Source organism: Mesorhizobium sp. WSM4848 (assembly GCF_055811375.1).
Window position 1 is genome coordinate 97,883 of the sequence record NZ_JBVVPX010000004.1, and the last position, 24,474, is coordinate 122,356.

The following is a 24,474-nucleotide window of genomic DNA, read 5'->3' on the forward strand; positions in this document are numbered from 1 at the left end:
CTGCGGGTCCACTGTTCTCACCATGGTGACAGCGAGCCGGCAGATGCGGCAAGTCTTTCCGCCGAAGCGCCGCATCCCGCGGCGTTGTTTCGGGAGGTACATCATGAACAAGGTTGAATTCTCACGCTCCGTCAAGGCGCCCTTCGACAAGCGTTACGGCAATTTCATTGGCGGCAAATGGACCGAGCCGCTTTCCGGCAAGTATTTCGAGAACTTCTCGCCGGTAAACGGTCAGCTTCTCTGTGAAGTCGCCCGTTCCGACTCAAAGGACATCGAGGCCGCGCTCGACGCGGCCCATGCGGCCAAGGACGCATGGGGCCGCACCAGCCCGGCCGAGCGCGCTTTGATTCTCAATCGCATTGCTGATCGCATGGAGGAGAACCTCGATCTCCTCGCGCGCGCCGAGACCTGGGACAATGGCAAGCCGATCCGTGAGACGACCGCCGCCGATCTGCCGCTGGCCATCGATCACTTCCGCTACTTCGCCGGCGCGATTCGCGCCCAGGAGGGCAGCCTCTCCGAGATCGACCACGACACCGTTGCCTATCACTTCCACGAACCGTTGGGCGTCGTCGGCCAGATCATCCCGTGGAACTTCCCGCTGCTCATGGCGGTATGGAAACTGGCCCCCGCGATCGCGGCCGGCAACTGCGTGGTTCTGAAACCCGCAGAGCAGACCCCGGCGGCGATCATGCTCTGGGCGGACCTCATCGGCGACCTGCTGCCGCCGGGCGTGCTCAACATCGTCAACGGCTTCGGCCTCGAGGCAGGCAAGCCGCTTGCCTCCTCGAACCGGATCGCCAAGATCGCCTTCACCGGCGAGACGACCACTGGCCGGCTGATCATGCAGTACGCCAGCCAAAACCTGATCCCGGTAACGCTCGAACTGGGCGGCAAGTCGCCCAACATCTTCTTCCAGGACGTCACCGCCGAGGACGACGATTTCTTCGACAAGGCGATCGAGGGTTTCGTCATGTTCGCACTCAACCAGGGCGAGGTTTGTACCTGCCCGAGCCGGGCGCTGATCCACGAAAAGATCTACGACCGCTTCATGGAGCGGGCGCTGAAGCGCGTCGAGGCGATCGTCCAGGGCGATCCGCTGGATCCGGCGACGATGATCGGCGCGCAGGCCTCGTCCGAGCAGCTCGAGAAGATCCTGTCCTACATCGACATCGGCAAGCAGGAAGGCGCCGAAGTGCTCACCGGCGGCGCGCGCAACGAGCTGCCGGGCGATCTCGCCGGCGGCTATTACGTCAAGCCGACGGTGTTCAAGGGCCACAACAAGATGCGCATCTTCCAGGAGGAGATCTTCGGGCCGGTGGTTTCGGTCACCACCTTCAAGGACGACGACGAGGCGTTGTCGATCGCCAACGACACGCTCTACGGCCTCGGCGCCGGCATCTGGAGCCGCGACGCCAACCGGCTCTACCGCTTCGGCCGGGCGATCCAGGCGGGCCGCGTCTGGACCAACTGCTACCACGCCTACCCGGCGCACGCGGCGTTTGGCGGCTACAAGCAGTCCGGCATCGGCCGCGAGACCCACAAGATGATGCTCGACCACTACCAGCAGACCAAGAACATGCTGGTCAGCTACAGCCCGAAGAAGCTCGGCTTCTTCTAAGGACTGCCTCACGGGGCGCGGGACAGTCCCGCGCTTCGCTTTCCGGAGGGAGGATGGAATGCACGACAAGGTGAGCGCCACGCCGGCGGCGCTGGAGCTCCTGGCGATGATCATCGCCGAGCATGGGCCGGTGCTGTTCCACCAGTCGGGCGGCTGCTGCGACGGTTCCTCGCCGATGTGCTACCCCCTAGGTGATTTCGCTCTGGGGGACAGCGACGTATTGCTCGGCGAGATCGGCGGCGCGCCGTTTTACATCGGCGCGGCGCAATACGACGCGTGGAAGCACACGAACCTCGTCATCGATGTTGTGCCCGGACGCGGTGGCATGTTCTCACTCGATAACGGCCGCGAGAGACGGTTCCTGACGCGGTCCACGGTGTGCCAGGTGGAAATCTGATTTCGAGCAACCAGCGGACGTCTATCTGGCGCGCCGATATTTCGCGCAGGTGGTCAACGATTCGGAGGAACTGCCCTCCCAGCGAAACGGTGCCTATGGGCGCTGCGGCCCGGCGATCGATACAACGCCTATCTGACGGCTAGCCTCGATAGCGAGAAACGTGATTCTTGAAACCATCGCTTGCCGACGCAGATTAGGCTTTGATCTCGATCAAGCTGAAAAGAAGGCCCAAAGGTAGAGTTCAAGCCAAGGCCTCGTCCCGGCGTGTCTGTGGACTGGACGCGCCAAGCGCGAGCGTTCCTTGGGCGGAACAGGCAACAGAGGACAAGAAGGCAATGTACAAGCACATCCTGATTTCGACGGACGGCTCCGATGTCGCGCAGAGGGGCGTCGACCATGGGCTTTCGCTTGCCAAGAGCCTCGACGCGAAGGTGACCGTCATCACAGTCACCGAGCCTCTCCCCTTCCATGCGAGCGCGGCCGGCGGCGGCTGGGTCCCGCTTCCCGGGGATATCTCGGGGTATGAAGAGGGGCAGAAGAAGGCTGCGGAGAAACTCCTGGCGACGGTGCGGGAATCGGCCGCCAGGATCGGCGTCAGCGCGGACGTGCTGCACGTGCCCGACGCGAGGCCAGCGGAAGCCATCGTCGAGGCGGCGAAGGCCCAAGAATGCAGCCTGATCGTCATGGCCTCGCACGGCCGGCGCGGCCTCGGGCGCCTGCTGCTGGGCAGCCAGACCTCGGAAGTGCTAGCCCATAGCCCCGTTCCAGTGCTCCTCGTACGCTGAGCGGGATGGAGGAAATTCCTGTCCTGGAGGACTACATCGAATGAAGCTTCGCGCTCTTGTGCCCCTACTCACCTATCCGGAACCCCACACGACGGCAGTCGTAGCCAACGCTGCGGCGGTGACGGATCTGCTTGGCGCGGACCTCCACGCGCTGGCGCTAGAAGCTGACATTCCAGAGGTTTCGAACGCGTTCTCCCGCATGCTCATGAATCTGCCGGAAATGATCCGCAACGCCGAGAAACTCAGCGCGAGCAACGGCGCGGAACTGCTGGCCGCGGCCAGGGTTGAGGCGGAAGCCAGAAGCCTGAATCTGACGACTTCCGTGGAGAGGACGCAGGTCGCGCTGCTTGGCGAGGCGGCCGCTCGCCATGCCCGCTATTTCGACATGGCGCTTGTCGGGTGGAACTCCGACAACCCCGGTATCCGCGCTTTGGCGGAGGCCGTTGTCTTCAGCTCCGGCCGCCCGACGATCCTTCTGCCCGATCAGGCGCCGCCCGCCAGTTTTAGCCGGGTGTCGATCGCATGGGATGGCACGCGCGTCGCAGCCCGCGCCGTGTCAGACGCCAGGTTTGTTCTGGAGCGCGCCGTGGAGATCAAGGTTGTCACCGTCACAGACGAAAAGTCAATCGACGAGGCAGATGCGGGGGAGCGGCTCGCGGGAAGTCTGCGCGAAGCCGGCTGAAAGCCACCTTCTCGACAGTGCGCGCGGAGGACTGCCCGATTGCAGAAACCCTGCAGCGCCACGCTGCCGGCCTAGGTTCGGATCTGCTGGTGATGGGGGGCTACGGTCACTCACGGCTCAGGGATTTCGTTCTCGGCGGCGCGACCGAAGGCGTCTTAGCGGACCTGAGGATGCCAGTGCTGCTTTCGCATTGACCGCCCTGCTGATGATGGATGCTTACCTTGCCTGATGCGCGGTGGCCGATTCTCTCGTTGAGAGGAGTGCTCCTCGGCGTGGCGCTCAGCGGACTCATGGTCGGCATTACTGGATGGGCGTCCGGCGCAGGCTGGCATCCCTGGCCGTGGGCCGTCGCGACCGCGTTGGTGCTGGCGGCCCTCGCCGTCGAGATCGTCCGCAGTCTGTCGCGGGGCGAAGTCGGGCTTGACCTGGTCGCCGCGCTATCGATGTCGGCCGCGCTCGCGTTCGGCGAGATGCTAGCGGGCAACGTCGTCGCGCTGATGTACGCGGGGGGCCAGTTTCTCGAAGGCTATGCGGCCGGCCGCGCACGCAGGGAGATGACCGCCCTACTCGGTCGCGTGGCCCACAGCGCCATGCGGTACGGCAATGACGGGCTCGACGAAGTCCTCATCCAGGCTATCGTTCCAGGCGACCGGCTCCTCGTTCGCCGCGGCGAAGTGATCCCCGTCGACGGCAGCCTTGCGTCACCTTCTGCCGTCCTGGACGAGTCCGCCTTGACCGGAGAGAGCCTGCCACGCACGAAGTTGCTGGGTGACGAAGTCCTGAGCGGAGCAACCAATGCTGGCGATGCCTTCGATCTCCTTGCGGACAGACCCGCGGCCGAAAGCACCTACGCCAACATCGTCCGGCTTGTAACCAAGGCACAGGAAGGCAAGCCTCCCAGCGTGCGTGCGGCGGATCGCTACGCGGTCTGGTTCCTGCTGCTGACGGTCTTGGCGGCAGGAACTGCCTGGGCCATCTCCGGCGACCCTGTCAGAGTGCTGGCTGTGTTGGTGGTCGCAACGCCGTGCCCGCTCATCCTCGCCCTGCCCGTCGCCATCATCTCCGGCATGTCGCGCGCCGCGAAGCTCGGCGTCCTCGTCAAGGACGGCGGGGCTCTCGAGACCCTTGCGAAGGTCAAGACGGTCATCCTCGACAAAACCGGAACCCTGACGTTCGGCCAAGCCGAGGTGGTCGACGTACGCACCGTCGGGACCTGGTTACCTGACGAGGTCCTGCGGCTCGCAGCCTCGCTCGACCAGGCGTCCGGCCACGTCACGGCAGCGGCGCTGGTGGCGGACGCACGCCGGAAGGGGCTCCCGCTCTCTGCGCCGACGGACGTCAGCGAGGTCGCCGGAACCGGAATCAAAGGGATTGTCGAAAGACGCAGGCTGGTTATCGGCGGCAGCCGCTTCGTCAGGGACGCGATCACGCAGGGCGATCCCTATGGGTTGCGGGAAGGTCTTCCCTGGGGAAGCGCCGTGGTGGCCGTCGGCGTAGACGGCGTCCTGGCCGGGATCATCGCCATGGCAGACGCGATCAGGCCGGAGGCGCCCGCCATGCTCCGGGCGCTGGAGAAGGCTGGGATCGACCGCGTCGTGATCGCCTCCGGCGATCGCCAGGATGTGGTCGACGCCGTGGCTGCCCGGCTCGGGATAGCCAAGGCGGATGGCGAACTGGATCCGGCGCAGAAGGTCGAAGTCGTGACCAGGGAACGCATGCGCGCTCCCGTGCTCATGGCTGGAGACGGCGTGAATGACGCTCCCGCGCTGGCGAGCGCCGACGTGGGCGTGGCGTTGGGCGCGCGCGGCTCCGCCGCCTCGTCGGAAAGCGCCGGAGTCGTCATTCTCGTCGACCGCATCGACAGCCTGGCGTCCGCGGTAGAGGTCGCGCATCGGACCCGCCAAATCGCAATGCAAAGCGTGGTCGCCGGCCTCGGCCTCTCCGTCGTCGGGATGGCTGTGGCTGCGCTCGGCTATCTCCCGCCTGTGGCTGGCGCACTCGTGCAGGAGGGCATAGACGTAGCGGTGATCCTCAACGCCCTGCGTGCCCTCCGGTGATGTTCCGGACTCCTGAGCCACTCGGCCCCAGATTTCCCGCGTTCAGGCGTTTCAGTGTCCCGCGTGTTCGCCGTGAAGCAGTTCCAGACCGGGCGCCGGTCGCTCCAAGTCATGAGCTGTCTGGCCCTCGGCCGGAGCCTGGGTCCATTCTGCCCTGTCCGTGCCGCAGACCTGGATCACCGGAAGATAGATCGTTACGCCCGCCGGGAGGCTTGCGTCGAGAGTCGCCCTGAAAACGAACTCATCGCACTCGTCGTCCGCCACGCTTCCGCCGCTCCAAGATAGCTCGGTAACGCCTTCAGCCTTTCTTGCCCTGCAGATCGTGCTCTGCCTTGTACCCCGTCACCGTCTTTTCGATCGTCCATCCGGCCTTGGGCATCGGCTTGACCGCGATCACGCCTTCCGGGATCCGGACCCGGACCTCGTCCGTGGCCATGCCGTCGCAACCGTGCGGAATCCTTAGAACCGCCTTGTAGGTCGTGCCGACGGCAGCCTGGGCGTTTTCGAACGAAACATGCGCATGGGCCGGTCCGGCCACGATCGCAGTAACCGCCGCAATTATAAGAGGCCTGTACATCTGACTGTCTCCTTTTTTCTCCAGGTCGAATGACCTCTCCAGGTCGAATGACGCTCGAGTTGCGCGACGGGTTGTTCCGCCCGCTTATGGAGCCACTGCATAGCCGCGTTGGCCGTCAGCTATTTGCGCTGCAACAAACTCCGCAGATACTCCTACAGGTCGCTCCCCCGGAAAATCCATCGGGAGTTTGTTCCAGGACAAACTCCTCTGCCATGGCGGGCGTAGAAGTCGCTCATCGACAACGATGGATCACAAGGAGAACCGAAATGCTCACGCGTCGCCAGGCACTGATGGGAGCAGCGGCCGCCGCCATGCTGGCCGCGATGCCTTCGATAACCGCTTTCGCGAACGAGACCGAGATCGCCGCGCTGCCGCGCGAGCAGGTCACGCTCGTCGCACCGCCCTTCGTGCACCCGCACGAACAGGTGGCGAAGAGCGGTCCGAAGGTAGTCGAGTTCACGATGACCATCGAGGAAAAGCCCGTCACTATCGATGACGAAGGCACCGTGCTGCAGGGCATGACCTTCAACGGCTCGATCCCCGGCCCGATGATGGTCGTCCATGAAGGCGATTACGTCGAGTTGAACCTGGTCAACCCCGGCAGCAACTCGATGCCCCACAACATCGACTTCCACGCCGCCACCGGCGCGCTCGGCGGCGGAGCCCTGACGCTCATCAATCCCGGGGAACAGGTGAAGCTGCGTTTCAAGGCAACCCGCAGCGGAACCTTCGTCTACCACTGCGCGCCCGAGGGAGCGATGATCCCGTGGCACGTCGTGTCCGGCATGAGCGGGACGATCATGGTCCTGCCCCGCGACGGCCTGAAGAACGAGAAGGGCGAGCTGCTCACCTACGACAAGGTCTTCTACATCGGCGAGAACGACTTCTACGTGCCGCGCGACGAGGACGGCAACTTCAAGACCTACGAGAGCCACGGCGACAGCTACGCCGACACGCTGGAGGTGATGAAACGTCTCGTCCCGTCCCATGTCGTCTTCAACGGCACCAAGGGCGCCCTGACGGGCGACAACGCGATGAAGGCGAAGGTTGGCGAGACGGTGCTGATCGTCCACTCGCAGGCCAACCGGGACACAAGGCCCCACCTGATCGGCGGCCACGGCGACTACGTCTGGGAAGAGGGCAAGTTCGCCAACCCGCCCGCCAAGGACCTGGAGACCTGGTTCATCCGCGGCGGATCGGCCGGTGCCGCGCTCTACACCTTCCTCCAGCCGGGCGTCTACGCCTACGTCAACCACAACCTGATCGAAGCGGTCGAGCTCGGTGCGACGGCCCACTTCGTGGTCGAGGGCGAATGGAGCGACGATCTGATGAAGCAGGTCGAGGCTCCCGGACCGATCCCGACCCACTGACCGATCAGGCTGGCGGCCCGGACCAAGAGGGGATCCGGGCCGCGTTTCCCATGGAGAATTTCGATGCCCGTCACCATGCTGGAAGCAGCTTTCGGCGCCGTCGCCGCGCTTGCCGTGCCGGCGCTCGCCGTCGGATTGCATGCGCCGCTGGAACACCAACGGTCAGTTCCGGTCGCGGCAACCGTCGAGATCGGGGAAAGGATCGTGGACTTTCCGGCACCGGGCGAATTCCTGTCAGGCGGTGTTCCTGCAGCGGCTCCCGCCAAGCCTATGATGGTCGCCGGCTTCCGGATTATGACGCGGCAGGTCAGCCTCGCCGAGTACGATCTCTGCGTTGCCGCAGGCGCCTGCATGGCGGCCGACGCGCGCGCTTCTCAGGCAGACGTTCCGGTCACCGGGGTCAACTGGACGGACGCCGACGCATATGCTCGCTGGTATTCTGAGGCCACTGGCGAATCCTGGCGGCTCCCGACCGCGCTCGAGGCAGCCGCGGCGGCCGGCGAACGTTTTGGTGGCGAATCCTTCTCCGCAACGGCGGACGATCGCCAAAATCCCGCGGTGCGCTGGATACGGCGATACAAGGAGGAAGCCGCGGCCAGGCGCCCCGCGGATCCGGAGCCGAAGCCCGGCGGCCACTACGGCGTCAACACTCTCGGCGTCGAGGATTTCGGCGGCAACGTCTGGGAATGGACTTCGAGCTGCTACAGCCGCGTCACGCTCGATGCCAGGAGCGGCCAGCCCGAGACCATCGTCGAGAACTGCGGCGTGCACGTGCTCGAAGGACGGCATCGGGCCTACATGTCCAATTTCGTCCGCGACGGCAGGAGTGGCGGATGCGCCGTCGGCACGCCGCCGGAGAATCTGGGATTTCGGCTTGTTCGCGATGAGCCCTTTTGCGGGCCTGCATGCTGGATCAGCACGCTCTTCTCCAGCGAAAGTTCCGAATCGTGACACAGAAATCGGACGCATCGAGAATGCTTGCGGCAGCCTCGTCGCGATTGCTGGAACTTGCCAACAGGGGCGAAAGTTCCTTTGCCGCTGAGTTGCTGCGCCGCCTCGCCGAGGTGGGGCGTGACGGTGTTGCCGTTGAAGTCACCGACGCCGAGCCCGATCGAACGGGGACGGTTGTGGATCATGCGCAGGGTCCCGCCAAAAACTTCGCTGACGCGAAGCGGATGCGCGACGCGATCGACGTCGCATTGGCGCTTCTCGATGAAGTATTCGAGTTGGCGCCTCGCGAGCCCAAGCCGGCCGTCGCGAACGACATCGCAGAGATATTCCGCGAGATCTCCGAGATCGCGGCGCTTGGAGAGAGTGCGGCCAGGAAGGCGATTGAAGAGTGAAGAAACGCCGTCGCCCCATCTGCCCGACATTTTGAGCGGCCAATCACTGATCATCAGGGCTGCCTAACACTGCTCGCAGACTGATCGGGGCTTTAAGGAGACTACACCGATGGTAACCGATACTGCGCTACGACCGATGCTCCCGATCGAATCCCTGACGCGGCCGTCGCTGGTCGAACGCGTTCGTCAGGGAGTAGCCGGCGCAGCGCTCGACCGCCAATGCGCCGAGGCCGCGAACAGCATGCTGGATCCTGTCGGCTCGGAAGACGATCTGGTCCGGCGCGCTGGCGGGCTCGCGGACGCCAGAAGGATGCGGGACGCCATCGTGCTCGTCCTCGCGCTTCTCGGGGAACTGGACGAACTCATGCCCGACGAGCCTGATCGCTCCGCGTTCCACGAGATCGCGGATCTGTTTCAAGACGTCTCTGAATTCGCGGCGTTCGGGGTGAAGGCCGCAAGACAGGCGGCAGGCGGAGGAAACAGCTGATGTCCGCCGTTGCCACGCCAACCGACAGGTCCGTGCTGCGCTCGCTGCGCAAGTCCGGCGACGTTTCCCGTGACGGCCGGGGACGGGTGTCCTCCATGCCGCCGATCCTCCAGTATGGATTCAGGCCGTTCTTCTTCCTCGCCGCGCTCCACGCCGGTGCGGCGATCCCGGCCTGGCTTTGGATCTATTTCTCCGGACATGCTTTGCCCGGCCCCTTCCCCGGCCTGCACTGGCACGCCCACGAAATGCTGTTCGGCTACCTGCAGGCCGTCCTGGCCGGCTTCGTGCTCACCGCAATCCCGAACTGGACGGGCCGATTGCCGCTGAGCGGCTGGCCCCTCGCGGGCCTGGTGACACTGTGGCTGGCCGGGCGCATGGCTTGTGCCGCCGCCCCCGGCCCCGTCGCGGCCTTCGTCGTTGATATTTCGCTCCCGGTCATGCTTGGCTTCGCGGTCTGGCGCGAGGTGGTGGCAGGGCGCAACTGGAAGAACGCGCCCGTGGCTGTCATGATCACACTGTTCGGGCTGGCCAACGCACTGGACCACGCAGCCAATCTCGGGTTCGTTTCGCATGACCTCGGCGTGCGGCTGGCACTGGGTGCGATCGCTATGCTGCTTGCCCTTATCGGTGGCCGCATCGTCCCAAGTTTCACCCGGAACTGGCTTGTCAAGAATGGCGGGACGCGCCTTCCAGCAAGCTTCGGCGTCCTTGACAAGGCGGCGCTGGCGACGACTGCCGTTGGCGCGGCTGCCTGGGTGGCCGTTCCGGATTCCCCTGCCGCAGGAGGCATGCTCGGTCTCTCCGGTGTGCTTCTGGCCGCGCGTCTGGCGCGCTGGCAAGGCCAGCACACCACGCGCGAGCCAATCGTGCTGATCCTCCATATCGGCTATGCCTGGCTCGGCTTCGCACTATTGCTGCTCGGTGGCTCCGTGTTGTTTTCAGGGGTACCAGAAAGCGCCGCCCGGCACGCGCTGACAGCCGGCGCGATCGGCACGATGACGCTCGCCGTCATGACCCGCGCCAGCCTCGGCCACACTGGACGGGAGATCGTCGCGGACCGGACCGTGCTCGCAGCCTACATAGCGGTTACAACGGGAGCTGTCCTGCGGGTCGCGGCGCCGATGGCGGGAGACTGGTACGCGCATTTACTCATCTGCGGCGGTGCGCTGTGGAGTGCCGCCTTCCTGCTGTTCGCCATTCGCTATGCGCCTATCCTGTGGGGGCGCAGGGCCAGCGCTTGAGATGGCGAATATTCCGAGCCTTCGGCTGGCATTGTTCGAGAACGTTTGAGCGTCAGAAAAAAGGTATTGAAAAAGCCACTTAAGGAGATAGCCTGTTCAGCGGTCTGACGCTTCACAGTATCTGGCCAAGTCCAAGGCACATGGAGTGGTCATGACCCAGGACAGCCCCCAGGCCCTTTCCGACCCCGGACCTTCGCGTTCGAAGACGAGGCGACGAGAGCTGCTGGCGTTCCTCGCACTCGCTTTCGGCATCTGGCCCATCGTCGCCGTCGGCGTCGTCGGCGGCTACGGCTTCCTTGTCTGGATGTATCAGATCGTGTTCGGGCCGCCCGGCCCTCCGGGAGGGTGAAGCAATGCGCGAAAATCCTGCTATCACCCGCAGATCCCTTCTCAAGGGTGGATTTCAGCCTCGGCATCATATTTCGAGCGCCGTCGTCGTCGCGCTACCCGCGCGACGGGAAGAAGTGAGCAGGCGACTTGCGGAAATGCCTGGCGTGGAGATTCACGCCGGCGAAGGCAGCCGGATCGTCGTCACGATCGAGGGTCCAAGCAGCGGCATGCTCGGCGAGACCTTGACCACTATCTCGATGATGGACGGCGTGATCGCCGCCAACATGGTCTTCGAGCATATCGAGGGACGGGAGGACGAAGGCAAATGACGTCATCCATCAACCGTCGTGATCTGCTGAAGGCGCACGCGGCGTCGCTCGCGGCAGCGTCGGCCGGGATCGTTCTGCCGGCCGCGGCGCAGCCCGTTCCCGGTGGCGTCGAAGCACTGGAGATCAAGTGGTCCAAGGCTCCCTGCCGCTTCTGCGGCACCGGGTGCGGCGTCATGGTCGGCGTGAAAGACGGACGTGTTGTCGCGACACATGGTGACATGCAGGCCGAGGTCAACCGCGGCCTGAACTGCGTCAAGGGCTATTTTCTCTCCAAGATCATGTATGGCGAGGATCGCCTGACAACGCCGCTGATGCGCAAGCGCGGCGGCGTCTACGACAAGGACGGCGAGTTCGAGCCCGTCTCCTGGGACGAGGCCCTCGACCTCATGGCGCAGAAGTGCAAGGCCGTACTCCGGGAGAAAGGTCCCGAAGCGGTCGGCATGTTCGGCTCCGGCCAATGGACCATCTTCGAGGGTTACGCCGCAACCAAGCTGATGCGCGCCGGCTTCCGTTCGAACAATCTCGATCCCAACGCCCGACATTGCATGGCCTCGGCCGCCGTCGCCTTCATGCGCACATTCGGCATGGACGAGCCGATGGGCTGCTACGACGATTTCGAGCACGCCGACGCCTTCGTGCTGTGGGGCTCGAACATGGCCGAGATGCACCCAATCCTGTGGACACGGGTGGCGGACCGCCGGCTCGGCCATCCCCATGTGCGCTGCGCGGTGCTGTCGACCTTCACGCATCGGTCGATGGACCTTGCCGACATCCCGATTGTGTTCAAGCCGGGCACGGATCTGGCGATCCTGAATTACATCGCCAACCACATCATCCAGTCCGGGCGGGTCAACGAAACGTTCGTGCGCGACCACACCGTGTTCATGAGCGGGGCCACCGACATCGGCTACGGGCTGCGGCCCGACAATCCGGTAGAGATGGCTGCCAAGGGTGCGGCGGATCCCGGAAAAACGGAGCCAATCGACTTCGACGCATTCAAGACAATGGTCTCGGACTACACGCTCGAGATGGTCTCGGAACTGTCTGGTGTCGAGCCCGAATTCCTCGAGGAACTGGCGGAGCTCTATGCCAACCCCGACGTGAAGGTGATGTCGCTGTGGACCATGGGCTTCAACCAGCACGTCCGCGGCGTGTGGGCCAACCAGATGGTCTACAACATCCACCTGTTGACCGGCAAAATCTCGGAGCCTGGCAACAGCCCGTTTTCACTCACCGGCCAACCGTCGGCCTGCGGCACCGCGCGCGAGGTCGGCACCTTCGCCCACCGCCTCCCCGCCGACATGGTTGTGACCAACCCCGAGCACCGAAAGCACGCCGAGGAGATATGGCGTCTGCCGCACGGCCTGCTGCCGGAGAAGCCCGGCTTCCATGCGGTCCAGCAAGACCGCATGCTGAAGGACGGCAAGCTCAACTTCTACTGGGTCCAGGTCAACAACAACGTTCAGGCCGCACCGAACAACTCGAACGAGACTTATCCGGGCTACCGCAACCCTGACAACTTCATTGTCGTGTCCGATGCCTATCCGACCGTTACCGCGCTCTCGGCGGACGTGATCCTGCCGGCGGCGATGTGGGTGGAAAAGGAAGGAGCATACGGCAATGCCGAGCGCCGCACTCATGTCTGGCACCAATTGGTGGATGCGCCCGGCGAGGCGCGCTCCGATCTTTGGCAGTTGGTCGAATTCTCGAAACGTTTCACCACCGAAGACGTCTGGCCGGCCGACCTCCTGAATGCCAATCCTGACTACAAGGGCAAGACTCTTTTCGACGTGCTGTTCAGGAATGGCACGGTCGACCGCTTCCCATTAGGAGAACTCGACGCCGAGTATGAAAACAGAGAATCGCGCGAATTCGGCTTCTACCTGCAGAAGGGCTTGTTCGAGGAGTATGCCGAATTCGGCCGCGGTCATGGCCATGATCTCGCGCCCTATGACGTCTACCACGAGGTGCGTGGCCTGCGCTGGCCAGTCGTCGACGGCAAGGAGACTAAGTGGCGCTATCGCGAAGGCCTCGATCCCTATGTGAAGCCGGGCGAAGGCGTAAAATTCTATGGCAGGCCAGACGGCAAGGCAGTGATCCTCGCCGTGCCTTACGAGCCTCCGGCAGAATCCCCTGACGAGGAATACGACGTCTGGCTGGTAACCGGACGCGTGCTGGAGCATTGGCACTCCGGATCGATGACGATGCGGGTGCCGGAGCTCTACAAGGCGTTCCCTGGCGCGGTCTGCTTCATGAACGCTGACGACGCGCGACGACGCGGCATCAACCAGGGAGCCGAGGTCCGGGTCGTTTCGCGGCGTGGCGAGATCAGGCTCAGGGTCGAAACCCGGGGCCGTAACCGCATGCCGCGCGGCGTGGTGTTCGTGCCCTGGTTCGACGCCAGCAAGCTCATCAACAAGGTTACGCTCGACGCCACCGATCCCATCTCCAAGCAGACGGATTTCAAGAAATGCGCGGTCAAGGTCATGCCCGTCTGACGCGCCGCGCGCGCGTCGCACTTGTCGCCGGAGGGCTGTTCGCCATTGGCACGGCCGCGTTGGCGCAGATGTCGGCCGAGATCGTCCCGCCGCTCACCGGGGCAGCGCAGCCCATGGACGAACTTCCGGCTGATCCGACGCCTAAGTGGACAGTCGACGATATCAGAAAGATGCGCGCCTATCCCGACCAACCGCCCGTCATCCCGCACTCGATCGAAGGCTATCAACTTTCCGTCAACACGAACCGCTGCCTGTCGTGCCACAAGCGCGAGTTCACCCAAGGGTCGGGCGCACCGATGATCAGCGTCACGCACTATACCACCCGCGAGGGCCAGATGCTCGCCGACGTCTCCCCGCGGCGGTACTTCTGTACAGCCTGCCATGTGCCGCAGGCCGACACCGCGCCGCTCGTCGGCAACACGTTCACCGACATGAGCAAGCTGGGCGTCGGCCACGCGGGAGATCAGTAGCATGTGGTCACGGCTCAAGGCCGCCGCCTTATGGGCCTGGCGCATATTGGCGACGCCCGCCGCGACGCTCAGCCTGGGCTTCCTGACGCTCGGCGGCTTTGTCGGCGGCGTGATGTTCTGGGGTGCATTCAACACCGCCCTGGAACTGACCAACACCGAGCAGTTTTGCATCTCCTGCCATGAGATGGAGACGAACGTTTACGAGGAGCTCACGCGCACCGTCCACTTCTCGAACCGTTCAGGAGTGAGGGCCTCGTGCCCGGACTGTCACGTCCCGCACGAATGGACCGACAAGATCGCCAGGAAAATGCAGGCTTCCAAAGAGGTCTGGGCCAAGATCTTCGGCACCATCAACACCCGCAGGAAGTTCCTCGAATACAGGCGTGAACTGGCTGAGCACGAATGGGCCCGACTGAAAGCGAACGACAGTCTCGAATGCCGCAACTGTCATTCCTCGGTGGCGATGGACTTATCCAAGCAAACCGAACGCGCGGCAACGATCCACACACGCTACCTCCTGTCTGGCGAGGCCACCTGCATCGACTGCCACAAAGGCATTGCCCACGAGCTGCCGAACATGGAAGGCGTCGATCCAGGCTGGAAAGTCGCCCCCGAACTCGAGGGAGAGGAACTGCCGGCGGCTTCTGTATTCGATCGCCTGGAAAGGACTGCGCGGTCCCCGCATGGAATGATGTGGAGCTTGGACGACGGCGCGCCTTCCAGATGATCGGGCGCCGGCGGCGGGCCAGGCCGCTCAAATCAATCGGCAAAATGGAGGCAACCTGAGAGCCGGTTGCCGCTGGGCGAAGGCTTGTCCATCCGACCTGGGCAGTCGGCAGTGTCTCAGTTGGAAGTTCGGCTCTCGACCGAACCGGAAGTTCGATCTGCCCCGCTTGGTGCCACATCCGGACGTGGTACACCGCCTCCATCCGGGCTAGAACTCTGTATGCGTCACGCTCGACTCGCCCGGACGCTCAGCCACCGATCTTCGGGCTTTCCGATGCACCGACGTACCTCGCTGACGATCCAGCCGGCGTCCGTGAGTGCGGACCGCAGGGCAGACTCGCGCCAATACGTCTCGACGTAGCGCCGAGGCGCTGCAGCGCTGCCGTGTGTGGACACATCCTCGCCATCGCCCTCTCTAACCGAGGCGTGCAGTCGGCCACCGGGCCGGGTCGCCTCGGCAAGCCGTCCAAGCACCGTGCCGAAATCCTCGCGCGCGACGTGAATCAGGCAGGCACAGGCCCAGATCCCGTCGTACGGTGTGCCGGGACGCTGCGGGTCGGCCAGGTCTTCGGTCAGCGGGTCCAACAGGTCGGCCTCGAAGCCACTCTCGCGAAGCAGTTCGACGAAACCCTTCGAAATGTCGGTGCGCCGGACGCTGATCCCCCGCTTCTCAAGCTCAAGTGCATCTCGCCCGCCACCGCTTCCGATCTCCAGCACCCTGCCAGAGCCACCCAGCCCGGTCACGAACGCATCGATCTCGGTCGCGACCCATTCGGGCATCGCCGCGGCCTCGGCAGCGTACTCCGCCGCGACCGCATCATAGGACCGCACGGTATCCCGGTCGGTGCTCATCCTGGCGCTCCTCCTTCAAGACAAGAGGCCCGATGAGCGAGAGGCCCATCAGCCCGTTGCGCCCCTTATACTTTCGGCAGTTGGTGACATCACGGGCGATTTGCTTCCCAGCCATAACAGAAATGCGATCTGAGACACTACCGGGCAGCCACTTCGAAGCGACGTTTGGTCGGAAGTTGTCACCGAGGGACATTGATCTGAGACAACGACGATTGTGTGCGACGCGCCCATTGTGAGACTTCGATGAGGAGTTCCACCATGATTATTCGACAACTATCCCTCGCCCAATGCACCGCCCTGATTTCTGAGAACCGGCTCGCGCGGCTCGCCTGCTCGTCCGGTAACCAGCCCTACCTTGTGCCAATCTACTACGCCTACGACGATAGATGCACCTATTCCTTCACTATGCCGGGCCGAAAGCTGGACATCATGCGGGGCAACCCTCAAGTGGCGCTTCTGGTCGAAGAAAAAGGTGAGGCCCGTTCTTGGAAGAGCGTCGTCGCCGAAGGCCGCTTCGAGGAGTTGCCCGACAGCATTGGCATCAAACGAGAGCGCGACCGAGCCTGGTCTCTGCTCAGCCAGCACGCCAACTGGTGGGAACCCGGCGCGTTGAAGCCCGTCATTGCACCGCACGTCGACCATCCTTCGCACGTCTTCTTTCGAATCCATGTCGAGCGGATGTCCGGGCGCGAGGCCCATGAGAAATGAGGCAGAGCGGCGGATGCGCGTCGACTTCGAGCGTCACAGGAGCTACTCGACCAGCAGGGCGAACGCTTTCCTGACGGCCGCGCAGTGGGGTTGGCGCCAGACGCACCGTCATGATCGCGACAAGCAGCGTCATCCCGCGTGGCAGCTGCCACGAAGCTTCGCGGAAGATTAGGCAGGCCTTTGCAAGGAATCAAGAACGAGGCCTGGGGATCAGGAACGGGGCTTGGCGCGGTCTCCGGCTCCCAGCCGGTTCTCCAAGAGCCGCCGGTCCTCCTTGGAAAAGGAAGACCGGCGGACGAGGTCGGCGAAGCTGTGGCCCGGGTGGCAGCGGTCATATCGCCGCGACGTTTCCTCCCAGATCGCGGGATCGTGGTTCGGCGCGCCTTGGCGCCAAGCCTGCCTGTCCGCTCGGTCCGTCACTTCCGCCTCCTTGACGCGGCCCCCGCCGTCCGCGCCATTTCGCGTCTGTCGGCCCCGCGCTACTTGGCCGCCACGGCTTGGCCGAAGAGTTCGGCGAACACGGCTTTGGCCTTGCCCGTTTGCTTGACGGCCTTCGCTGCGTCGAGGTTGACCGGCTGGCCCACCTCGATCAGGGCGACCATGCCCATTCCATAGTGCGGCGCACACTTGACGCCGTAGACGCCTTCCTTATCGAGCGTTACCGTGAAGACCTCGTTGAATTTGCTCTTGAAGGCTTCGGCGCCTTCCGGGAGCATGCCTTTGATCGTTTCCACGTTGTGGCCCTTGTCGGTCGGCACGAAGCGAATGGTGTCGCCGGGGGCGGCGCTGACGAAGTCGGGTTGGAACACCATCGCACCCTTCTCGCCCTTGTTCAGCATCGTGACCTCAATTTCGGCCGCGCCAGCCGCGCCTACGATCGCGATGGCCGCGCCTAGCGCCAGCCCTGCGATGAGCTTGTTCATTTTCTTGGTCCTTTCCTGGTATGCGGCTCCAATGCCGTTGATGGCTCTATAGTGCGTGACGCCAACAGGCAGTTTGCGCTGGCGCAAATACCCGCTAGAAATCGAACAGGAGCAGCGCCCCACAGGAGCAGCGCCCCAGACTGGAAGCGAAGACAATGCCTCTCGACAGGTCCCTGATTTCGGGATTGCCCGCGTTTGCCGACCTCGACGGCAAAGACCTCGATGCTATTCTCTCGCGGGCGCGGTCCTCCCGCTTTCCCAAGGATTCGGAGGTTTTCGGACAAGGGGAGGAGGCCACGTCCTTCTTCCTGCTCCTGTCGGGTCATATCCGCGTCGTCCGCACCTCGCCCGAAGGGCATCAGGTGATCGCGCGATACATCACCGAGGGTGAACTCTTCGGCATCGCCATCGCCATGGGCAGGACGACCTATCCGGCGTCCGCGGTCGCGGCGGTTGATTGCGTCATCCTCGCCTGGCCCAATTCCGCGTGGGCAGAACTGCAATCGCGTTTCCCAGCGTTCGGGGCCAGTGCCTACCGCACGATCGGTTCCCGCCTCCAGGAAACCCAGGCGCAGGTCATGGAGATGTCGACCCAGCAGGTCGAGCAGCGCATCGCCCACGCGTTGCTGCGTATCGTCAGCCAGTCCGGACGAAAGACGCCAGAAGGGATCGAGATCGACTTTCCAATCACTCGTCAGGACATCGCGGAGATAACCGGAACGACGCTCCATACAGTCAGCAGGCTGCTCAGCGCCTGGGAAGCCCAGGGTATTGTACGGAGCGGGCGCCAGAAGGTCACCGTGACTGACCCGCATGCGCTCATGCTGGTGTCTGAGAACAGGCGCAAGGGGCCGGCTGCATAGCGCCGCCGTCACGTCGCAGGCAGGAAACGGGCGCGTTCCCTCCGTCGAGTCGCGGCGAAAGCCGGCTTCTTCGAAAAAGGGCCAGGTTAATGTTGGCCAACTCCGGTCGCGTCCTGCAAACTTTGATCTGGATCAAGACGCATTCAGCAGCGAGCGGTAATCGACATCAGCCATAATTTGGAATTCCAATGATCTCGGTGACAGATCCGCTATTTTGCCAACTGCCTCTCCGGGTGGAGCGTGCCGCATGCGGTTCAAAGCGCCGCGACGCCGTCACCGAGGAAGGCCGACGGCGCGTTCGCAAACGGATCGCTGCTTATCGCCTTGAGAAGTTCCTGGGAGAAGGATTCCAGGTCGACCCGATGGGCGTGGCATGCGTCGGCGACCGTATGGAAGATTCCGATCGGACAGCCGATGCAGAGCATTCTGTTGCGGATCATGACCCTTATGGTTGCCGGCCATCGCCGCATGATCTCGTCGACCGTCATATCGGGATCGATGGTTTCAGGTTGGTTCACGATAGTCGTCTCCAAAGAAGGCCATCTAAACCGTCCGCCTCGCCCGGAACTTTGCGCAGGCGCAAACAAATGGCGGAACGAGCGGGCTGGGACGAACTCCGCGCTTGCCGTGCGGAAGTCAGGCACCTAAAAGTAGCAGACGCGATACCACTTTGTGTGCTGCGATGATTTCTACTGTTTACGATCACGCCCGGCCGCAGGCGGAAATGCCGCTGTCCCACCCGTTGGTCGACCGCGGGTTCATCGGCGCGCTTGTCCGCGATTTCTATGTCTGCGTCAGGTCGGATGCTCGCCTCGGACCCATCTTCGCTGCGGAAATCCACGGCGACTGGGAACCGCATCTGGAGAAGATGACCGACTTCTGGTGCTCGGTCATTCTGAAGAATGGCGCCTACAGCGGCCGCCCCGTGCCTGCGCACCTTAAGCTGAAGCAGGTGCGCGAGGAGGATTTCGACGTATGGCTCGGTCTTTTCCGCAAAACCGTCGAAGAGTGATGCCCGCCTGAGGTAGCCGAAGTGTTCGTCGACCGCGCCGAAAGGATCACGCGGAGCCTGAAACTCGCCATGTTTTTCCGGGTTGAGCGCCCGACCGCGGGGGCGGCGGGATGACAAACGCGGAAGGGCAGACTTTTCCCGCCGAGACAACTTTCGTAGCGGCGTTTTGGGCGGGCATGCTCGCGCTGACGTCGCATTTTCGTGTAGGATGGGTTCGTTCTCCGATGAAAACCAGGAATCCGCTTGATGCGTCTCACCTTTCAGACGGACTATGCGCTCAGGATGCTGATCTACCTGGCGGTCCACCGGGAAAGACCGTGCCGAGTGACCGACGTGGCCGCGGCATACGGGATATCACGCAATCACCTCCTGAAAGTGGCTTTCAGGCTCGGGCGACTGGGTTACCTGACCACGGCTCGGGGGCGCACCGGCGGCATAGCGCTCGCCCGGCGGCCGGAGGACATCAACTTGGGTGAGGTCGTGCGACACATGGAAGACGACTTCTCTCTGATGGAGTGTATGCGCAGGGATGGCGGCCTTTGCGTCATATCTCCTGCCTGCCGGCTCGAGGGCGTCGTCGTCAAGGCGCTGGAGGCGTTTCTCGCTGTCTTCGATGGCTATACTCTGGCTGACATAGCCGCAAACAGATCCGAACTGGCTAAGTTGCTTGAAATGCATAGAGTTTCTGGGGAAGTTGCCTGAGCGAATGCCGTACCTGGAGGGAATGCATGATATCGAACCTCAAATCCTCTGAACGGCAGTACGCCTTGATCATCGCGGTGGCGGTGGCGCTCGCGGGACTCGCCATGGCGGCCCTCGGACGCTCGGACACTCTCGGTGTGCACGGCGTCATCGTCATGCTTTTCGCGGGCGTCGTTATCTACCGCATCATGTCGTCGCTCTACGGCCCCGAACCGACCGAAGACCGAGCAGTCTCGTACTACGACGATCCCATCAAGGTCGGGATCGTGCTGTCGATGGCCTGGGCCGTCTTCGGCATGTTCATGGGCGTGTGGGTGGCCGCGCAGCTCGCCTGGCCAGACCTCGCCTTCGACGCGGCCTGGTCCAGCTTCGGGCGGCTGCGGCCAACGCATACGTCCGGCGTCATCTTCGGGTTCGGCGGCAACGCGCTGATTGCGACCTCTTTCCACGTCGTGCAGCGCACGTCTCGGGCGCGGTTGGCCGGCCAGATAAGTCCTTGGTTCGTGCTTCTCGGCTTCAACCTGTTCTGTGTTCTGGCCATTTCCGGATATCTGCTCGGTACCACCCAGTCGAAGGAGTACGCGGAAGCCGAGTGGTACGCCGACTTGTGGCTGGTGATCGTCTGGGTGACCTACTTCATTCTTTACATCGCCACGATCGCGCGTCGCAAAGAGCCGCACATCTACGTCGCCAACTGGTACTTCATGGCCTTTATCCTGGTCGTGGCCATCCTGCACATCGTCAACAACCTCGCTCTGCCAGTGTCCTGGGGGCACGCCAAGAGCTACACGATCTGGCCGGGCGTGCAGGACGCGATGGTGCAGTGGTGGTATGGCCACAACGCGGTTGCGTTCTTCCTCACCGCAGGTTTTCTCGGCATGCTCTACTACTACCTGCCGGTCCGGGCGCAGCGACCGATCTTCTCCTACCGTCTCTCGATCCTGAGCTTCTGGGGCATCACCTTCTTCTACATGTGGGCGGGTTCCCACCACCTGCACTACACTGCGCTCCCCCACTGGGTGCAAACGCTCGGCATGACCTTTTCCGTGATGCTTCTCGTGCCTTCGTGGGCATCCGCGGGTAACGCGCTGCTGACTCTCAACGGCGCCTGGCACCGGGTCCGAGACGATGCGACCCTGCGATTCATGATGGCCGCGGCAGTCTTCTATGGGCTCTCCACCTTCGAGGGTTCGTTCATGGCGATCAGACCGGTGAACTCTCTCTCGCACTACACTGATTGGACAGTCGGCCACGTCCATGCCGGAGCCTTGGGGTGGGTCGCGCTCATCACCTTCGGCTCCGTCTACACGCTCGTCCCGGCGCTCTGGAAACGCGAGCGGATGTATTCGGCAGCGCTCGTCGAGGTCCATTTCTGGCTCGCGATTGCCGGAACGCTGATCTACGTCTTCGCGATGTGGAACTCCGGCATCATCCAGGGGCTGATGTGGCGAACCTATACCGAGGAAGGCGCTCTCGCCTATTCGTTCGTCGATTCACTGGTGGCGATGTATCCATACTATATCGCCCGCGCCTTCGGCGGACTTTTGTTCCTGCTGGGCGCACTGGTCGGCTGCTACAACATCTGGATGACGGTCCGTATGGTGCCGCTCGCGGCAGCCCGTGAGACCGACGCACCCGTCATCCCCGCCGCGGTACCGGGAGAATGAGGGATGCCTGAACTCTTCCACCGCAAGCTCGAGCGGTCCGCGATCCTCTTCGTACTTGGAATAATAGCTGCGGCCAGCGTTGGCGGCATCGTCGAGATTGCTCCCCTGTTCACCATCGACGAAACCGTCGAACAGGCGCCCGACATGCGCGTCTACACGCCTCTCGAACTGGCCGGACGGAACATCTACGTCCGCGAAGGCTGCTACGCCTGTCACAGTCAGATGATTCGGACTTTGCGCGACGAGGTCGAGCGCTACGGCCCCTATTCGCTCGCCGTGGAATCCCGGTACGATCGGCCGATGCTCTGGGGGTCCAAGCGGACCGGACCCGACCTTGCGCGCGTCGGCGGCAAATATTCGGATTTCTGGCATGTCGCACATCTGACGAATCCACGCGACGTCGTGCCGGAATCGAACATGCCTGCCTACGCCTGGCTTGCCCGTACCACTCTCAAGACGGACGACCTGCCGCTGCATCTGGCTGCCCAGCGCGCGCTCGGCGTGCCCTATACCGAGGCGATGATGGAAAACGCTGCCCGCGACGCCTACGGGCAGGCGACGCCGGACACCGATTTCGCGAGCGGGGTGACTGAGCGGTATGGTGACAAGACCCAGGTGAGCGCATTCGATGGCGTCACCACACACGTCACCGAGATGGACGCGTTAGTGGCTTACCTGCAGGTGCTGGGCAGGCTGACAGGAGCCGCGTACGAGGATACGGCGGCGCCGGAAAAGAAGCCGGACCCGGAAAGCTGACGGGAAGACCGATGATGGATTTCGACCACGACACGCTCGTTGCCTTCTCCAAGAGCTGGGGCCTTTTCTACCTGATGGGCTTCTTCCTCTGTGTCGTCGTCTACGCCTTCTGGCCGTCCAACCGAAAACGTTTCGACAGGGCCAAGACCAGCATCCTCGATCGGGACGACAAGCCATGGCAGTAAGCGAACGCGATCCCGCTACTGGCCGCGAAACGACTGGCCACGAGTGGAACGGCATCAAGGAATTGGACACGCCGGTCCCGCGCGGGGTCCTGATGTTCCTGATCGTCACGCATATCTGGGCGCTCGCATGGTGGTTCCTTGTGCCGGCATGGCCGTTGGGGACGACCTACACGAAAGGGCTTCTGGGCGTTGATCAGCGGACGACGGTTGAAGCACGGGTGATGGAAGGCCAGCGCGAGCGCGCCGCCTGGACGGCCCGGCTCGAATCCGAACCTTACGACGCCATCATGGCGGACGAAGCTCTGATGCAGACCGTCCGTCATACCGGGCAGCAGCTGTTCGGCGACAACTGCGCCGCCTGCCACGGACGCGACGGCAAGGGCCGCGCGAATTATCCCGACCTCACGGACGACGACTGGCTGTGGGGCGGCGGTCCCCAGTTGATCGAGCAGACGATGCGCGTCGGCATCAACACCGTCCATCCCGAAAGCCGTATCGGGCAGATGCCTGCTTTCGGCCGCGACGAAATGCTCGACCGGAACCAGGTGCGCGACGTTGCCGCCTATGTCTACTCGCTGACAAATCCCGACACCTCGACACCGCAGAACCTCGGCCGCATCAACGCCGGCAAGGAAGTCTTCGTGACGACATGCGCGGCCTGTCATGGCGAGAACGCGCAAGGCAATCGCGAGGTCGGAGCGCCGAACCTGACCGACGCGTACTGGATCTACGGCGGAAGCATGGACACCATCATCGCCTCCGTCCACGGAGGACGGCAGGGCCACATGCCGACCTGGGACGAGCGGCTGACCACCGCGGAAATTCGGACACTTGCTCTTTTTGTCCATGATCTGGGGACGCGCCAGCCATGACCACCCGCAGAAGCACTCGCCTTCCCCGCGGATGGATCCTCTGGTTGCTGGTCCCGGCGGGGCTACTGCTCTTCGCGGGCGCCAACGCGCATTTTGTCTACGTGGCGTTCCAATCGCAGCCGGACTGCGTGGCGCACGTGAAGGATACCGGCGACGGCGGCGGTTATCGGGCCGCCAAGTCAGCCTGCTGAAGGAGAAAGTCATGGGCGAGGCCGACGAATCCTACTGGCTGCTGAGCGAGACATCCGGCATCGGGGAGACCCGGGATCCCAAGCTTCAACGCCACCTTCCCGTCCTGGAAGGATTGCGTTGGCTCGCTGCGGGCTGGCGCGATTTCTGGACCCGCCCGGCCTCCAGCCTCGCTTACGGTGTCGGCGTTTTCGTGCTTTCGACCGCGTTCGTGTGGACCCTCGTCGAGTTCGGTCGCGACTATATCCTGTTCCCATCGCTTGCCGGCTTCCTGATCGTCGCGCCGTTCCTGGCGATCGGGCTTTACGAGAAGAGCCGCGCGATCGGCGAAGGCCGCGAAATCGGGCTTGCTTCGATGCTTCACGTGCGACCGAGAGCGGGCGCGCAAATCTTCTTCACGGGCCTGCTTCTCTGTCTCCTGATGCTGCTCTGGATGCGGGCGGCGGTTCTCCTGTGGGCGCTGTTTTTTGGCGTGACGGCATTTCCGGGCCTCGACAATGTGATCGGGATACTGATTGGCACGCCATATGGATGGGCGATGTTGATCATAGGAACGGCGATCGGTGGTCTGTTCGCATCTTTTGCATTCGCGATCAGCGTCTTTTCGGTGCCGATGCTGCTTGACCGGCGCGTCGATGCTCTGACCGCGATGGCCACGAGCATGAAGCTGGTGTGGAACAACCTGCCGCCGATGATCGCCTGGGGTGCCATGGTGCTCGTGCTTTTCGGCATCTGCGTCGCCACCGGCCTTATCGCCATGATCGTCATCTTCCCGCTGCTCGGACACGCGACATGGCACGCCTACCGGGCAATGGCCCGGCCGGAGGCCTGA

The 24,474-nt window shown here is 63.4% G+C and carries 31 protein-coding genes; 26 read left to right on the forward strand and 5 right to left on the reverse strand.

Going from position 1 to position 24,474, the window contains the following annotated elements:
* The first annotated feature begins 103 nt into the window (after window positions 1–103).
* From adh to AC0L16_RS05920, 6 genes are all read left to right on the forward strand, one after another.
* Window positions 104–1,621 (forward strand): aldehyde dehydrogenase, encoded by a 1,518-nt coding sequence (adh, locus tag AC0L16_RS05895; RefSeq protein WP_473619569.1) that lies wholly within the window; start codon window positions 104–106, stop codon window positions 1,619–1,621.
* 58 nt (window positions 1,622–1,679) lie between these two features.
* Window positions 1,680–2,018: a DUF779 domain-containing protein gene (locus AC0L16_RS05900; RefSeq protein WP_473619570.1), complete on the forward strand. Its 339-nt coding sequence runs from the start codon at window positions 1,680–1,682 to the stop codon at window positions 2,016–2,018.
* A 335-nt stretch (window positions 2,019–2,353) separates the two neighbouring features.
* On the forward strand, window positions 2,354–2,803 hold the full coding sequence (locus tag AC0L16_RS05905) for a universal stress protein (RefSeq protein ID WP_473619572.1): 450 nt from the start codon (window positions 2,354–2,356) through the stop codon (window positions 2,801–2,803).
* Window positions 2,804–2,921: 118 nt separating this feature from the next.
* Window positions 2,922–3,485: a hypothetical protein gene (locus AC0L16_RS05910; RefSeq protein WP_473619573.1), complete on the forward strand. Its 564-nt coding sequence runs from the start codon at window positions 2,922–2,924 to the stop codon at window positions 3,483–3,485.
* Between the two features lie 17 nt (window positions 3,486–3,502).
* Window positions 3,503–3,679, forward strand: coding sequence for a universal stress protein (locus AC0L16_RS05915; protein ID WP_473619574.1), 177 nt, complete (start codon window positions 3,503–3,505; stop codon window positions 3,677–3,679).
* A 78-nt stretch (window positions 3,680–3,757) separates the two neighbouring features.
* Window positions 3,758–5,542 (forward strand): heavy metal translocating P-type ATPase, encoded by a 1,785-nt coding sequence (locus AC0L16_RS05920; protein WP_473619576.1) that lies wholly within the window; start codon window positions 3,758–3,760, stop codon window positions 5,540–5,542.
* 51 nt (window positions 5,543–5,593) lie between these two features.
* Here the strand turns inward: AC0L16_RS05920 and AC0L16_RS05925 are convergent, their stop codons facing one another.
* Together AC0L16_RS05925 and AC0L16_RS05930 are read right to left on the reverse strand one after the other, a co-directional pair.
* Complete coding sequence (locus tag AC0L16_RS05925) at window positions 5,594–5,806, reverse strand: DUF1775 domain-containing protein (protein WP_473619577.1); 213 nt, start codon at window positions 5,804–5,806, stop codon at window positions 5,594–5,596.
* Window positions 5,807–5,840: 34 nt separating this feature from the next.
* A complete protein-coding gene (locus AC0L16_RS05930) occupies window positions 5,841–6,119 on the reverse strand; it encodes a DUF1775 domain-containing protein (protein ID WP_473619579.1) in 279 nt (92 codons plus the stop codon).
* 266 nt (window positions 6,120–6,385) lie between these two features.
* On the opposite strand from AC0L16_RS05930, the gene nirK reads away from it, so the two are divergent.
* From nirK to AC0L16_RS05980, 10 genes are all read left to right on the forward strand, one after another.
* Window positions 6,386–7,489 carry a copper-containing nitrite reductase gene (gene nirK / locus AC0L16_RS05935; RefSeq protein WP_473619580.1) on the forward strand — a complete coding sequence of 368 codons (1,104 nt, stop codon included), beginning with the start codon at window positions 6,386–6,388 and terminating at the stop codon, window positions 7,487–7,489.
* Between the two features lie 63 nt (window positions 7,490–7,552).
* Window positions 7,553–8,440 carry an SUMF1/EgtB/PvdO family nonheme iron enzyme gene (locus AC0L16_RS05940; protein ID WP_473619581.1) on the forward strand — a complete coding sequence of 296 codons (888 nt, stop codon included), beginning with the start codon at window positions 7,553–7,555 and terminating at the stop codon, window positions 8,438–8,440.
* 47 nt (window positions 8,441–8,487) lie between these two features.
* Window positions 8,488–8,832, forward strand: coding sequence for a hypothetical protein (locus AC0L16_RS05945; protein ID WP_473619583.1), 345 nt, complete (start codon window positions 8,488–8,490; stop codon window positions 8,830–8,832).
* A 136-nt stretch (window positions 8,833–8,968) separates the two neighbouring features.
* Window positions 8,969–9,319 (forward strand): hypothetical protein, encoded by a 351-nt coding sequence (locus tag AC0L16_RS05950; RefSeq protein ID WP_473619584.1) that lies wholly within the window; start codon window positions 8,969–8,971, stop codon window positions 9,317–9,319.
* Complete coding sequence (locus tag AC0L16_RS05955; protein WP_473619585.1) at window positions 9,319–10,560, forward strand: NnrS family protein; 1,242 nt, start codon at window positions 9,319–9,321, stop codon at window positions 10,558–10,560. Before AC0L16_RS05950 ends, AC0L16_RS05955 begins: the two co-directional genes overlap by 1 nt.
* A gap of 151 nt (window positions 10,561–10,711) precedes the next feature.
* Entirely contained in the window at window positions 10,712–10,909 is a 198-nt protein-coding gene (gene napE / locus AC0L16_RS05960) for a periplasmic nitrate reductase, NapE protein (RefSeq protein ID WP_023798480.1), read from the forward strand.
* A 4-nt stretch (window positions 10,910–10,913) separates the two neighbouring features.
* Window positions 10,914–11,219, forward strand: coding sequence for a chaperone NapD (locus tag AC0L16_RS05965; protein ID WP_473619587.1), 306 nt, complete (start codon window positions 10,914–10,916; stop codon window positions 11,217–11,219).
* Complete coding sequence (gene napA, locus AC0L16_RS05970) at window positions 11,216–13,717, forward strand: periplasmic nitrate reductase subunit alpha (RefSeq protein ID WP_473619588.1); 2,502 nt, start codon at window positions 11,216–11,218, stop codon at window positions 13,715–13,717. Before AC0L16_RS05965 ends, napA begins: the two co-directional genes overlap by 4 nt.
* Window positions 13,690–14,187, forward strand: a complete 498-nt coding sequence (locus AC0L16_RS05975) for a nitrate reductase cytochrome c-type subunit (protein ID WP_473619589.1) — start codon at window positions 13,690–13,692, stop codon at window positions 14,185–14,187. Before napA ends, AC0L16_RS05975 begins: the two co-directional genes overlap by 28 nt.
* Before the next feature lies 1 nt (window position 14,188).
* Window positions 14,189–14,914 carry a NapC/NirT family cytochrome c gene (locus AC0L16_RS05980; RefSeq protein WP_473619591.1) on the forward strand — a complete coding sequence of 242 codons (726 nt, stop codon included), beginning with the start codon at window positions 14,189–14,191 and terminating at the stop codon, window positions 14,912–14,914.
* A 224-nt stretch (window positions 14,915–15,138) separates the two neighbouring features.
* Here the strand turns inward: AC0L16_RS05980 and AC0L16_RS05985 are convergent, their stop codons facing one another.
* Window positions 15,139–15,765, reverse strand: a complete 627-nt coding sequence (locus AC0L16_RS05985) for a class I SAM-dependent methyltransferase (RefSeq protein WP_473619592.1) — start codon at window positions 15,763–15,765, stop codon at window positions 15,139–15,141.
* Between the two features lie 258 nt (window positions 15,766–16,023).
* On the opposite strand from AC0L16_RS05985, the gene AC0L16_RS05990 reads away from it, so the two are divergent.
* Entirely contained in the window at window positions 16,024–16,473 is a 450-nt protein-coding gene (locus AC0L16_RS05990; protein WP_473619745.1) for a pyridoxamine 5'-phosphate oxidase family protein, read from the forward strand.
* 479 nt (window positions 16,474–16,952) lie between these two features.
* Here the strand turns inward: AC0L16_RS05990 and AC0L16_RS05995 are convergent, their stop codons facing one another.
* Window positions 16,953–17,396, reverse strand: a complete 444-nt coding sequence (locus AC0L16_RS05995) for a pseudoazurin (RefSeq protein WP_473619593.1) — start codon at window positions 17,394–17,396, stop codon at window positions 16,953–16,955.
* Window positions 17,397–17,551: 155 nt separating this feature from the next.
* Here AC0L16_RS05995 and AC0L16_RS06000 point away from each other — a divergent pair, with 155 nt between their 5' ends.
* The gene (locus tag AC0L16_RS06000; protein WP_473619595.1) at window positions 17,552–18,259 is read left to right on the forward strand and encodes a Crp/Fnr family transcriptional regulator; all 708 of its coding nucleotides are present in this window, start codon (window positions 17,552–17,554) and stop codon (window positions 18,257–18,259) included.
* Window positions 18,260–18,513: 254 nt separating this feature from the next.
* Here AC0L16_RS06000 and AC0L16_RS06005 read toward each other — a convergent pair whose 3' ends face one another.
* The gene (locus AC0L16_RS06005; RefSeq protein ID WP_473619596.1) at window positions 18,514–18,777 is read right to left on the reverse strand and encodes a DUF1858 domain-containing protein; all 264 of its coding nucleotides are present in this window, start codon (window positions 18,775–18,777) and stop codon (window positions 18,514–18,516) included.
* Between the two features lie 164 nt (window positions 18,778–18,941).
* Between AC0L16_RS06005 and AC0L16_RS06010 the strand changes: the two genes are divergently transcribed.
* The 8 genes from AC0L16_RS06010 to AC0L16_RS06045 all read left to right on the forward strand — a co-directional run bounded on the left by AC0L16_RS06010 (window position 18,942) and on the right by AC0L16_RS06045 (window position 24,474).
* Window positions 18,942–19,271 (forward strand): group III truncated hemoglobin, encoded by a 330-nt coding sequence (locus AC0L16_RS06010; RefSeq protein ID WP_473619597.1) that lies wholly within the window; start codon window positions 18,942–18,944, stop codon window positions 19,269–19,271.
* 246 nt (window positions 19,272–19,517) lie between these two features.
* Window positions 19,518–19,973 (forward strand): Rrf2 family transcriptional regulator, encoded by a 456-nt coding sequence (locus AC0L16_RS06015; protein ID WP_473619599.1) that lies wholly within the window; start codon window positions 19,518–19,520, stop codon window positions 19,971–19,973.
* Window positions 19,974–20,077: 104 nt separating this feature from the next.
* Entirely contained in the window at window positions 20,078–21,640 is a 1,563-nt protein-coding gene (gene ccoN, locus AC0L16_RS06020; RefSeq protein WP_473619747.1) for a cytochrome-c oxidase, cbb3-type subunit I, read from the forward strand.
* A gap of 3 nt (window positions 21,641–21,643) precedes the next feature.
* A complete protein-coding gene (gene ccoO, locus AC0L16_RS06025; RefSeq protein ID WP_473619600.1) occupies window positions 21,644–22,396 on the forward strand; it encodes a cytochrome-c oxidase, cbb3-type subunit II in 753 nt (250 codons plus the stop codon).
* Window positions 22,397–22,410: 14 nt separating this feature from the next.
* Window positions 22,411–22,581 (forward strand): cbb3-type cytochrome c oxidase subunit 3, encoded by a 171-nt coding sequence (locus AC0L16_RS06030; protein ID WP_473619748.1) that lies wholly within the window; start codon window positions 22,411–22,413, stop codon window positions 22,579–22,581.
* Window positions 22,572–23,453 carry a cytochrome-c oxidase, cbb3-type subunit III gene (gene ccoP / locus AC0L16_RS06035; protein WP_473619601.1) on the forward strand — a complete coding sequence of 294 codons (882 nt, stop codon included), beginning with the start codon at window positions 22,572–22,574 and terminating at the stop codon, window positions 23,451–23,453. The genes AC0L16_RS06030 and ccoP overlap by 10 nt, the downstream gene beginning before the upstream one ends.
* Complete coding sequence (locus AC0L16_RS06040) at window positions 23,450–23,644, forward strand: hypothetical protein (RefSeq protein WP_473619603.1); 195 nt, start codon at window positions 23,450–23,452, stop codon at window positions 23,642–23,644. The genes ccoP and AC0L16_RS06040 overlap by 4 nt, the downstream gene beginning before the upstream one ends.
* An 11-nt stretch (window positions 23,645–23,655) precedes the next feature.
* Entirely contained in the window at window positions 23,656–24,474 is an 819-nt protein-coding gene (locus AC0L16_RS06045) for a DUF2189 domain-containing protein (protein ID WP_473619604.1), read from the forward strand.